The following is a 12,645-nucleotide window of genomic DNA, read 5'->3' as shown; positions in this document are numbered from 1 at the left end:
TATTAGCAAAACTAAAGGGGGACATAAATAATGTCTATAGAGGGAATAGCAGGTTCACAAATGATGAATATTGGGGCAAGTATTAGTAAAGAGGTAAATCCACATATTAAACATGAAGAGAGCAATAAAACAGTAAAAATTTCATCTGGTAATGGGTTTCAAGGTGAAAGAAAAGTCAGTAAAGATGAATTAATTCATGCAATTAATGCATCAAATGAAAGTTTAAAACTTTATGATAGAAAACTTCAGTATTCAATACACGAAAAAACAAATACTATTATGGTTAAATTAGTAGATACTGAAAAAGATGAAGTTATACGAGAAATACCATCAGAAAAAATATTAGATATGATAGGCAAAATGTGGGAGTTAGCTGGGATTATAGTCGATGAAAGAGTGTAGGTATATAGCAGTTATTTTGAGATAAATATAGGAGGAGATAAGTATGGCACTAAAAAATCCATATTCACAATATCAGAACAATTCAATAATGACAGCATCTCCAGAGGAACTTACCCTTAAGCTTTATGAAGGATGTATGAGATTTATAAAGGAATCCATTATATTTGCAGAAGAAAAAAACATAGAAAAAGCTCATAATAGTAATTTAAGAGCCCAAGCTATAATAAATGAATTTATGAATACTGTAGATAGAAATTATAGTGTAGGTGAAGAACTATTTAATCTCTATGAATATATGAATAGACGATTGATGGAGGCTAATATAAAGAAGGATGTAGAAATACTTAATGAAATATATGGAATGGCTACAGAGTTGAGGGATACTTGGCAACAAGCTATGAAACTAGCCAAGAAGGGAAAATAATATGGAAGAAATAAATAAGTTAGTACAGCTATTAGATAATAAGAATATACTATTAGACGACTTCTATCGACTGACTCTAGCTCAAAAAAAGCTTATTGAAGACACAGATATGGAAAAGCTAAATAGGTTAGTAAATAATAAAGAAAAGATTATACAAAATATTGATAAGTTAGATGCAGAGTTTGTAGAGAAATTTAATGAAGTTAAAAACAAGTATGGTATCACAGATCTAACAGAGCTAAATGTGGAGAGAATTTATCTTCTAAGACTTCAGGAAGTGACTAAAAAATGTAATGATAAAATGATGGAGATAGCAGAATTAGATAAGAAAAATAGCGAAAACATGAAGAGTAAATTTGATAATGTGAAAACAAAGTTAAGAGAAATTAAAAGGGGTAAAACTACTACTAATAAGTATTATAATAAATCTGCATCTACTGGGGGATATTTTATAGACTCTAAGAAGTGACAAATAAAGTGGATTATCCTGAACCGAGGGAAGAGTCTTGTTTTTAAGACTCTTCGACTTCGCTCACAGGGACAAATTTTAAAGACAGAGAAATCTGTCTTTTTATTGTTAAATTTTAAATTATCAGATTTTTTAAAAAATAAGAAGGAATTTGACGAAATATGTAGAATAATTAAATAATAGGTTGATGAGTATAAACATATAATAAATAGTTGGAGGATATAATATGAGTAAAAGAATTCCAAATACATATGTATTGTTATTCCTTATAATTATACTGATAGGTATAATGTCTTATATAATCCCTTCAGGAAGTTTTGATAGATACATAGATAGTGAAACTGGTATTAGCTATGTTGTACCAGATAGTTATGAGCAAATGCCTAAGTCTTATCTTTCTGTATTTAAAATATTTGAATCTATTCCAGAGGGTATGATGCAGGCAGGAAATATAATAATATTTGTTTTAATTGCTGGTGGAAGTTTTGGTATTATCCAATCCACAGGAACTATTAATAGGATAATAGAAAATATAGTAGTAAGATATGGTGGAAAAGAGAAGAAAATCATTCCATTAGTTATGATTATATTCTCTTTGGCAGGAGCAGTCTTCGGTACTGCAGAAGAGGCATTACCATTTTATCCTATGTTTATTAGTTTATCCTTAGCATTAGGGTTTGATAGACTCACAGGAGTTGCAATGGTCCTTTTAGGCACTGGATCAGGATTTGTTGCAGGTTTTTTAAATCCTTTTACCACTGGAATTGCTCAAAACATATCCCAATTACCTCTTTTTTCAGGGATGTATTTTAGAATCATCGCATATATAGTATTTGTATCTACTTCTATAATTTTTGTATATAGATATGCAAACAAAGTAAAATCAGAAAAAATAGACTCCGATGAAAATTATGAATTTGAAGAAGAATTTAATTTTGATAACTTATCATCATTAAACTCAAAGCATGTAAGAGTAACTATAGTTATACTGTTATTCTTTATATTCCTTTTAGTTGGTGTTATTAAATATAATTTTTATATAACAGAGATATCTACTACTTTTTTGATGATGGGTATAATTTCTGGATTAGTAGGAGGATTTAATTCTGGAAGAATTGTATCAGAATTTATAAAAGGGGCTTCTAATCAAGTATATGGAGCCTTGATAATAGGTCTTGCTAAATCAGTGATGGTAGTGATGGAATATGGTCAGATAATGGATACTGTGATATATGCCTTATCTAAAGTAATAAGTGGAGTAGGACCAATAATGGGATCAATTGGAATGTTTATAAGTCAAACATTAATAAATCTTTTTGTTACATCGGGAAGTGGACAAGCAGCAGTGACTATGCCAATAATGAAAACATTAGCTGATTTTTCTGGAGTTTCAAGACAAACAGCAGTATTAGCTTTTCAATTTGGTGATGGATTTACTAACGTCTTATCCCCTACCTCTGGATATTTTATGGCTGCCTTAGCCATTGGAGGTATATCCTGGAGGAAATGGACTAAATGGATGATGCCTTTATTTATCATTTGGGTCATAGAAGGTTGTATCCTTTTGGTAATTTCTAGTATAATAGGATATGGACCTTTTTAAAAAATATTTTTATAAAAAAGATAGTAGGGGTAAAATATGTTAGGATTTAATAAAAATGAAATAGATGTTGATATATTAAAAGCTTTAGCAGATGAGACTAGACTAGATATACTAAAACTGTTAGGAAATAAAGAAATGAATGTAAATGAGATTGCTCAGAACTCTAGAGTTTCGAGACCTACCATTTCTCATCATCTTCAGATAATGAGAAGAGCAAGAATAGTAGAGGCCAGGAAAGAAGGTAAAGAAACCTTCTATTCAGTAAATAATTATGTTCTTACATCCTTAGCCCAATCAATTTTAGGCTTCATTAGTTACTAATATTTTGTGTATGTGCTGCATACATATAATATATATGTTGATATACTTAAACTTATAAACAAAACAAGGAGGGATGTGTGAAAATAAAACTAGGTAGGTATATTTTTACCTATCGCGTAGACAAGTATAAACATGTAAACGAAACAGGAGGGGAAGTTATGTTAAAAGATTTTATAACTAAGGAAGAAGTAATACAAATTACTAAGGATTTAGTATCTATTGAAGGTCATAAGGATATTGAAGTTAAAGAATCAAAGGTAGCTCAGTATATTCAAGAGCTATTGAAAAAGGAAAAGATTGAAAATGATGTGGATATCATCGAAGAAAATAGACCAAATGTTTATGGGAAAATCCAGGGGGAAGATGATGAGATAGAGTTGATGTTTAATGGTCATTTAGATACAATACCAGGATTTAATATGGACTATGAAGCCTTTGAACCTTTCATCAAAGATGGGAAGCTTTATGGCAGAGGAAGTGCTGATATGAAGGGCGGAATAGCAGCAATGATTTCAGCTCTTATAGCTATGAAGAGATCTAATGCTTCTTTAAAGAAAACCGTAATGTTTGCAGGAGTTATAGATGAAGAGGAAAGTTCTAAAGGGACAGAAAGACTAATTAAGAAAGGTATTATACCAAAAATGGCAGTAATAGGAGAGCCAACAGAGCTAAATATATCTATAGCCCATAAAGGTATGGAGTGGATAGAGATAACATTTAAAGGAAGATCTTCTCATGGTAGTAGACCTAAGGAAGGAATAAATGCTATTTATGCTGCCTCTGAATTTAATAGACTAGTTTATGAAGAGTTTTCAGAAAAATTAGAAAATAGGACATTTGATTTATTAGGTCATGGTACTGTAAATGTAGGAGTTATAAGAGGTGGTGATGATCCAAATATTATTCCAGATAAATGTAGTGTAAGAATTGATAGAAGATGGTTACCTAATGAAACATTAGAATCAGTACATGGAGAATTAGAAGAGTTAGCTAAAAGGGCAGTGGATAAAATTGGTGGGAAGTATGAGATAAGAGCATTGAGAGAATTTACTGCTTCAATGATAAACACCCCCCACAGTATTGATAGGGACCATAGGTTAGTAAAAGAAGCTCTAGAATCTACAGAGAAATTTACTGGAGATAAGAAGGAACCTGTAGCTTTTCCAGCTTGGAGTGATGCAGCTCTATTAAGTAATAATGGTGATACTGAAGCTATTATATTAGGGCCTGGAAACATTAACCAAGCCCATGCCAATGATGAGTTTTGTGATACAGAAGAAATATATCAAGCAGCAGAAATATATTTTGATTTGATAGAAAAAATTTGTAAATAGGAGGAATTTTTATGAAAAGAATCAGGTTACCCCATACTTATGCATTATTATTTTTTATTATAATTTTAGCTACAGTTTTAACATATGTAGTGCCTGCTGGAGAATTCGATAGGGCAGAGGATGCTGATACCGGTAGAATATTTGTTGTTCCAAATAGTTTTCATGAAGTAGAGAATGAGCCTGTTTCTCCTTTTGGTCTTTTTAAAGCTATACCTAAGGGAATGGAAAAAGCAGGATATATTATTTTCTTTGTACTTATGATTGGAGGTTCATTTGGAATACTTCAAGCTACCGGTGCTATAGATGCTGGTATAGGTAAAACAGTCGTATTAATGAAAGGAAAAGAAAAATTAGTTATCCCTGTTATTATGTTTATATTCTCTTTAGCAGGAGCTATGTTGGGATCAGCAGAAGAGATGCTACCCTTCTATCCAATTGTCATTGCCCTTTCTTTAGCTTTAGGATTTGATACCCTTACTGGTACAGCCATGGTATTATTAGGGGCTGGGGCAGGATTTGCAGGAGCATTTTTAAACCCCTTTACTATAGGTATAGCTCAAGGTATAGCTGGGTTACCATTATTCTCAGGAATATGGTTTAGACTAATAGTGTATGTGACTATATTAGGAGTTACAATTATATATGTATATAGATATGCAGGTAAAGTACAGAAGGATCCAACCATAAGTCCTACTTATGAAAAAGATAAGATAAAGCATGAGAATTTAGATTTAGCTAATTTACCTGATTTTACTACAAGACATAAAATAGTTGTAGCTATATTAGTAATAGGAATGGCAATATTAGCTTTTGGCGTAGTACAATTAGGATTCTATATAACTGAGCTTACGGCAACCTTCTTAATTATCGGTCTTTTAGCTGGTATTGCTGGAGGATTAGGAGTAAATAGAATAGCTGAAGAATTTGTAAAAGGTGCTCAGGAACTAGTATATGGTGCTTTGGTTATTGGTCTAGCTACATCTATCATGGTAGTGTTAGAAGATGGAAGAATATTAGACACAATAATCAATGGTATGGCTAGTGTTGTTCAAGGGCTTCCTCCTACAATAAGTGGTATTGGAATGTTTGTAGTACAGAGTTTAACAAATCTATTTGTTCCATCTGGAAGTGGTCAAGCAGCAGTATCTATGCCTATAATGGCACCAATGGCAGATGTTGTAGGTATAACTAGACAAACAGCTGTATTAGCTTTCCAATTTGGAGATGGATTCTCAAATGTAATATCTCCTACTTCAGGGTACTTCATGGCTGCAATAGCTATAGGTGGAATCTCTTGGGAAAAGTGGGCAAAATGGATGTGGCCTTTATTCCTTATTTGGACTATATTAGGTGCAGCATTTGTGGCTCTATCTGTTATAATTAATTATGGACCTTTCTAAAAAGGAGTGGTAACAATTAATAAACTAATAGAATCAGATAAAATAATATTTTTAAAAACTGAAGTTAAAGATGTAGATGAAATTATATCTATTGAAAGTCAGAAAGAAAATAGCAACTTTATCTTTTCCTGGCCTAAAGAAAGACATATTGAAGCTATAAACAATCCCAATGAACTTCATGTTACTATAAGGGATAAGGAGAGAGATTCAATTATAGGTTATGTTTTATTATCTGGTATAGGTGATACGCATGGATCTATAGAGTTTAGAAGAATAGCAATAAAAGAAAAAGGTAGGGGCTACGGTCGAGAAAGTATTAAATTAATAAAGAGATTAGCCTTTGAAGAAGAAAAATGCCATAGGTTATGGCTAGATGTATATGATGATAACTATAAAGCTTTGAACTTATATTTATCTAAAAAGTTTAGAATAGAAGGAGTCCTAAGGGAGTCAAGAAAAGGGCAAAATGGATATAGATCCATGATAGTAATGTCTATTTTAGAAACTGAATATGAACCATGTTAAATATGGATGATAGGGCAGGATATATCCTGCCCTATTTTTTTAAAAAAATAACATAGAAAATAACTAATTATTAGTGTTATTTTTTAATGAATATTAAAATAAATTATAATATAACTTATTAAAAAATTAGAAAATTAATCTTGTTAATAAAGAATTAACAAGATTAACATCTTCTCCACACTTTTCTCCACACAATAACTTGTACTATTTTACACTAATCCACAGAGTTATACACACTATCCACAGAAATGCCATAATTTTATCCACATATACACAGAAAAAATATGTGGATAAATGTCTAAATAATTATTCAATAGACTGCATAAAATATAATATATATAGATAAAATATATAGTTAAGTGTAAAATTTTAGGGAATCATATTAACCTAATGGATATACTTAAAGGACTATTGATACTTTAATAGTTTAAAAATGAGGATCTAGCTTATATTAGTAGTATTAGACATAATACGACTTAATGTAGAAATTTAATAATAAATATATGTTAGGACATATATTTATTGGGTATTAATAAAGATAATAACCTAAAGAAAAACTTAATTTATAGTTGATATTTATTTTTAATCGGCTTAGCCGATTACTTCACATAAATTGAAGGGAGTTGAATTTATGGACATTATTATTAGTGGAAAAAATATGCAGGTGACAGAAGGACTTAGAGATGCAGTAGACAGGAAGATAGAAAGATTAGAGAAGTACTTCCATAAGGATGCTAGAGTGGATGTGACAATGACTGTTGAAAAGAATAGACAGATAATTGAGGTTAATGTTCCATTTTCAGGTACTATAATTCGTGCAGAGGAAGATACGAATGATATGTACACATCTATCGACAAAGTAATAGATATATTAGAAAGACAAATTAGAAAACATAAAACAAAGCTAGAAAAAAGAAAGCATAATGGTAGAACTATAAGATTTGAGAATATTCCAGATTATAGAGATATTGCAGCAGATACAAATGAACCAAGCATTGTAAAGACAAAGAGATTTGCAATGAAGCCAATGGATGAAGAGGAAGCTATATTACAGATGGAGTTATTAGGTCATAACTTCTTTGTATATAAAGATGCAAATACAAATGAGACTAATGTAGTATATAGAAGGAAGGATGGAAACTACGGCTTAATAGAGCCAGAGTTTTAAAATATAAATAATAGGTGGAGAGAAACTCTCCGCCTTTTTTAATGGAGAGATAAGATCCTTCGACTACGCTCAGGATGACGATGGTACAGTCAGATCCTTCACAATGTTCAGGGTGACATAAAGCATGTCAGATCCTTCAACTATGCTCGGGATGACAAAATATAATAAAGATTCTAGCATAAATTAATTACTTTGATTAGATTATTTTAGAAAATTGTATAATAATAACAGTTAAAAAAAGAAGGATATTTGATATAGATATAGAATTAGATATAATAATAGAAAAAGCGGGGAGGTATAGGATTAAATGATATGGATGTTTTTAATCTTTGCCATTATTGTTGGGTGGCTTAAAGGTGGAAAATTAAGACGATTAGGTAATTTAGATTTTAGATATTTATGGATGTTTATTGTGGCATTACTCCTTCAATATTTAATTATTCTTTTTGGAGGGCAAGATATAAAATTTATTTCGGATTATTTTACTGAGATTTATATAGCCTCATATATATTATTATTTATTGGAATTATAATAAATATTAAAAACAGACCTTTATTAATAATTCTAGTAGGAAGTGTGTTGAATTTCTTTGTATTTATAATGAATGATGGAAATATACCAGTATCTCTAGAAGGGTTAAAATTAGCTGGAATGAATGAGGTAGTAGAAATAATTCAGTCAGGACAACTTAAGCTATATACAAGCCTAACTGAGACTACTAAATATGGGCATTTAGGTCAGGTAATTTCTATTCATGAATCTTTCCCTTTTCCACAAGTGTTTAGTATAGGGGACTTCATAATAGGACTAGGATTATTTATATTTATAGAGAGCGCAATGACTAGTAAAGGTCTCGATAGACGAGTAGATTTTGGATTTGGAAGATAAATAGTAAATTTACTGTTTATCTTTTTCTTTTTGTAAACTATGCATAATCTTGTATAGAAAGTTGTTTAATGATAAAATTATATGATAGGCAAACTATGGAGGGTGGTTTATAAATGAAAGGAATATTTGAAAAAATATTTGGTACTTACAGTAATAGGGAGATAAAAAGACTAAATCCGATATTAGACAAAATAGAAGCCCTAGAACCTGAAATGAAAAAACTAGAAGACAAGGCTTTACAGCAAAAAACTGAAGAATTTAAAAATAGATTGAAAAATGGAGAAACATTAGATGATATACTACCAGAAGCCTTTGCAGTAGTAAGGGAAGCCTCGGTAAGGGTCTTAGGTTTAAGACCTTATAGAGTTCAGCTTCTTGGTGGAATTGTCCTACATGAAGGAAATATTGCTGAGATGAAAACTGGTGAAGGTAAAACATATGTTGCATCAATGCCTTTATATCTAAATGCTTTAGAAGGAAAGGGAGCCCATTTAGTTACAGTAAATGATTATCTTGCATCCTTCCAAGGGGAAACTATGAGTAAACTATATAATTTCTTGGGATTAAGCACAGGTATAATAGTTCATGGTCTTAGTATAGAAGAGAGAAGAGAAGCATATAGTTGTGATATTACTTATGGAACAAATAATGAATATGGTTTTGATTATCTTAAGGATAATATGGTTATATATAAAAAGGAAATGGTTCAAAGGGATCTTAATTTTGCCGTAATAGATGAGGTTGACTCTATCCTTATAGATGAGGCTAGAACACCTTTAATCATATCAGGAAGCGGAGATAAACCCACTGAATTATATAAAGCTGCAGATACCTTTGCAAGAACATTAAAGGGAAGAATAATTGACCAAAGTGAAACTAAGAAGGATCCCTTCAACAGAGAGATGAAAGAAGAGAAAATGGATTATACCATAGATGAGAAGGCTAAATCTGTTACTATATCTGAAAAGGGAGTACAAAAGGCAGAAGACTTCTTTGGGGTAGAAAATCTAGCTGATCCTCAAAATATGGAATTAAGTCACCATATAAATCAAGCATTAAAAGCACAAAATATAATGTATAAAGATAAGGACTATGTGGTAAAAGACGGTGAAGTAATTATAGTAGATGATTTCACTGGTAGACTTATGTTTGGTAGAAGATATTCAAATGGTCTTCATCAAGCCATAGAAGCAAAGGAAGGATTAGATGTTAGAAGGGAATCAAAGACTCTAGCAACGATCACATTCCAAAATTTCTTTAGAATGTATAGCAAACTATCAGGAATGACTGGTACTGCTAAAACAGAAGAAGATGAATTTAGAGAAATATATAATATGAATGTAGTGGAGATACCTACAAATAAACCAGTAATTAGAGATGATAAGTCCGATTTAATATATAAAAATGAAGAAGCAAAATTCAATGCAATTATAGAAGAAATTAAAGAAAGACATCTAAAAGGACAGCCGATATTAGTTGGTACTATTAGTATAGAGAATTCTGAAACTTTAAGTAGACTTCTAAGAAAACAAGGAATAAAGCATGAGGTATTAAATGCAAAGCAACATGAAAGAGAAGCAGAGATAGTAGCTCAGGCAGGTAGATATGAAGTAGTTACAATTGCTACAAATATGGCTGGTCGTGGTACGGATATCGTTCTAGGGGGTAACCCTGAGTTTATGGCTAAATCAGATATGAAGAAGAAAGGATATTCAGACCATATTATTGCTTTAGCAGATAGCCCTATTGAAAGTAATGATGAAGAAGTGATAGATGCTAAAGAAGTATATAAAGCGCTCCTTCAAAAGCATGAGTCAGAAACAAAGGATGAACAAAAGAAAGTATTAGGGGCTGGAGGCCTTCATATAATAGGTACGGAAAGACATGAATCTAGACGTATAGATAATCAGCTAAGAGGACGTGCTGGTCGTCAAGGAGACCCAGGGTCATCCCAGTTCTTTATATCTTTAGAAGACGATTTGATGAGACTATTTGGTAGTGAGAGAATTAAAGGAGTAGTAGATACTTTAGGTATGCCTGATGATGAACCTTTAGAACATAACCTATTAAATAGATCCATAGAGACAGCTCAGCGTAAAGTAGAGAGCAGAAACTTCTCTATAAGAAAACATGTATTACAATATGATGATGTAATGAATAAGCAAAGAGAAGTAATATATGATGAGAGGAAAAAGGTTCTTGAAGGAGAAGACATGAAGGACCATATCTTCACTATGATCAATGATATGGTTGATGGGGTAGTAGAATTATACACTGCCAATGCAAAATATCCTGAGGATTGGGACTATCAAGGAATAGAAGATTATCTTGGAAATATATATTTACCTGAAAGTGGACTTCAAATAGAGGATAAAGAGTCCTTGACTAAGGAAAGTTTAAAGGACCAGTTATTAGAAATAGCTAAAGAACAATATGAAGATAAAGAGGAAGAAGTAGGAGAAGAACAATTAAGAGAATTAGAGAGAGTAGTACTTCTTAGAGTAGTAGATAGTAAATGGATGGATCATATAGATGCAATGGATCAATTACGTCAGGGTATTAACTTAAGAGCTATGGGCAATGAGGATCCTGTTCGTGCATATCAGGTAGAAGGATTTGATATGTTTAATGAAATGATTAAGAATATTCAATTAGATACAGTGAAGCATTTATATAATTTACAACCGGCAGAAAATATTGAAAGAAAAAGAGTAGCGAAAGTCACAGGATCTAGTCATGGAAATCAAGAGAAACCAGTACAAAAGACCGTGATAAAGGGAGATAAGATAGGAAGAAATGATCCTTGCCCTTGTGGTAGTGGTAAGAAATATAAAAAATGCTGTGGCAGATAGGAGAGATTAAATGTTAGAGCTAGAAAAGTATAATGGAGTAGTAGACTCCTTTAGAAAGAGACTTGATGAGGTAGGTGTGTCTCTTTGACTTATCTTCTTTGAAAGATAAGTTTAAGGAATTAGAAAAAGAAATGTCTCAGCCTGATTTTTGGAATGATAATAATAGGGCTCAAGACATAATACAAAGATCTAATGTGATAAAAGAAAAAATAGATGAACATGAAAGTTTATCTGATGAGATTGATGATTTAGAGGTTTTATTAGTATTAGCTGAAGAAGAACAGGATAAAACCTTACTAGAAGATATCGAAGAAAAGACAAAGGAAATAGATAATCGATTAGATGAATTTAGAATAAAGACTTTATTAAGTGGAGAGTATGACAATAATAGTGCTATTCTATCCATCAACTCAGGAGCAGGAGGATTAGAGGCTCAAGACTGGGCAGAGATGCTTCTTAGAATGTATTCAAGATGGGCAGAAAGAAAGGGATATAAATTAAGTACTTTAGATATTCTTCCTGATACGGAAGCAGGAATAAAAAGTGTAACTCTTTCTATCAAGGGCGAAAATGCCTATGGGTACCTAAAAAGTGAAAAGGGTGTTCATCGTTTGGTTAGAATATCACCCTTTGACTCTTCAGGGAGACGTCATACATCCTTTGCATCGGTAGATATAATGCCAGAGTTAGATGATGATTTGGATATAGATATAAATACTAGTGATCTTAGAATAGATACCTATAGAGCCAGTGGAGCTGGGGGACAGCATGTAAACACTACAGATTCAGCTATAAGGATTACCCATGTGCCTACTGGAGTAGTAGTCCAATGTCAAAGCGAGAGGTCTCAACATAAAAATAAAGCTACTGCAATGAAAATGCTTCAAGGAAAATTAATAGAGCTTAAAGAAATGGAACAAAAAGAAAAGATAGAGGATATTCAAGGGAATTATAATCAAATATCCTGGGGATCTCAAATAAGATCCTATGTATTTCATCCCTACAATTTGGTAAAGGATCATCGTACCAATGTGGAAGAAGGTAATACTGATAAAGTAATGGATGGAGATATAGATAAATTTATAAATGCATATTTAAAATATAAAGCAATGAAATAGGACTAAGAGCTAGACCCTTAGTCCTATTTTTGTACAGCATTCTACTTATTATTGTAGATTTTTAAGTAAATAATGATATAAGATCCTTCGACAAGCTCAGGATGACGAGAAAGTTGACCTTTGAGGGACTATAGCAATAG

12 protein-coding genes are annotated in these 12,645 nt (G+C 31.8%); all 12 read left to right on the top strand.

Going from position 1 to position 12,645, the window contains the following annotated elements:
- The first annotated feature begins 30 nt into the window (after positions 1 to 30).
- Positions 31 to 402, top strand: a complete 372-nt coding sequence (locus GOQ27_RS06665; RefSeq protein ID WP_203366056.1) for a flagellar protein FlaG — start codon at positions 31 to 33, stop codon at positions 400 to 402.
- A gap of 43 nt (positions 403 to 445) precedes the next feature.
- A complete protein-coding gene (fliS, locus tag GOQ27_RS06660) occupies positions 446 to 826 on the top strand; it encodes a flagellar export chaperone FliS (RefSeq protein ID WP_203366055.1) in 381 nt (126 codons plus the stop codon).
- Position 827: 1 nt separating this feature from the next.
- The gene (gene flgN / locus GOQ27_RS06655) at positions 828 to 1,295 is read left to right on the top strand and encodes a flagellar export chaperone FlgN (RefSeq protein ID WP_203366054.1); all 468 of its coding nucleotides are present in this window, start codon (positions 828 to 830) and stop codon (positions 1,293 to 1,295) included.
- A 226-nt stretch (positions 1,296 to 1,521) separates the two neighbouring features.
- Positions 1,522 to 2,898 (top strand): YfcC family protein, encoded by a 1,377-nt coding sequence (locus GOQ27_RS06650; RefSeq protein ID WP_203366053.1) that lies wholly within the window; start codon positions 1,522 to 1,524, stop codon positions 2,896 to 2,898.
- A 36-nt stretch (positions 2,899 to 2,934) separates the two neighbouring features.
- Positions 2,935 to 3,219 carry an ArsR/SmtB family transcription factor gene (locus tag GOQ27_RS06645; RefSeq protein WP_203366052.1) on the top strand — a complete coding sequence of 95 codons (285 nt, stop codon included), beginning with the start codon at positions 2,935 to 2,937 and terminating at the stop codon, positions 3,217 to 3,219.
- 158 nt (positions 3,220 to 3,377) lie between these two features.
- A complete protein-coding gene (locus GOQ27_RS06640) occupies positions 3,378 to 4,553 on the top strand; it encodes a M20 family metallopeptidase (RefSeq protein WP_203366051.1) in 1,176 nt (391 codons plus the stop codon).
- Positions 4,554 to 4,564: 11 nt separating this feature from the next.
- Positions 4,565 to 5,953 carry a YfcC family protein gene (locus GOQ27_RS06635; protein ID WP_203366050.1) on the top strand — a complete coding sequence of 463 codons (1,389 nt, stop codon included), beginning with the start codon at positions 4,565 to 4,567 and terminating at the stop codon, positions 5,951 to 5,953.
- Between the two features lie 6 nt (positions 5,954 to 5,959).
- Entirely contained in the window at positions 5,960 to 6,478 is a 519-nt protein-coding gene (locus GOQ27_RS06630) for a GNAT family N-acetyltransferase (protein WP_203366049.1), read from the top strand.
- 631 nt (positions 6,479 to 7,109) lie between these two features.
- Positions 7,110 to 7,646 carry a ribosome hibernation-promoting factor, HPF/YfiA family gene (gene hpf / locus GOQ27_RS06625; protein WP_203366048.1) on the top strand — a complete coding sequence of 179 codons (537 nt, stop codon included), beginning with the start codon at positions 7,110 to 7,112 and terminating at the stop codon, positions 7,644 to 7,646.
- Between the two features lie 307 nt (positions 7,647 to 7,953).
- A complete protein-coding gene (locus GOQ27_RS06620; RefSeq protein WP_203366047.1) occupies positions 7,954 to 8,535 on the top strand; it encodes a DUF5317 domain-containing protein in 582 nt (193 codons plus the stop codon).
- 113 nt (positions 8,536 to 8,648) lie between these two features.
- The gene (secA, locus tag GOQ27_RS06615) at positions 8,649 to 11,387 is read left to right on the top strand and encodes a preprotein translocase subunit SecA (protein WP_203366046.1); all 2,739 of its coding nucleotides are present in this window, start codon (positions 8,649 to 8,651) and stop codon (positions 11,385 to 11,387) included.
- Positions 11,388 to 11,397: 10 nt separating this feature from the next.
- Positions 11,398 to 12,505 (top strand): peptide chain release factor 2 gene (gene prfB / locus GOQ27_RS06610; protein ID WP_203366045.1). Its coding sequence is split into 2 segments (ribosomal slippage): positions 11,398 to 11,472 and positions 11,474 to 12,505, totalling 1,107 coding nucleotides; the frame shifts between segments, so codons are not numbered across the junction.
- The last annotated feature ends 140 nt before the right edge of the window (positions 12,506 to 12,645 follow it).

It is taken from the genome of Anaeromonas frigoriresistens (assembly GCF_016820655.1).
In the GTDB taxonomy this organism is placed as follows: Bacteria; Bacillota; Clostridia; order Tissierellales; family SIT17; genus Anaeromonas; species Anaeromonas frigoriresistens.
The sequence above is the reverse complement of the archived record's forward strand: the minus strand, read 5'-3'. Positions and strand labels throughout refer to the sequence as shown.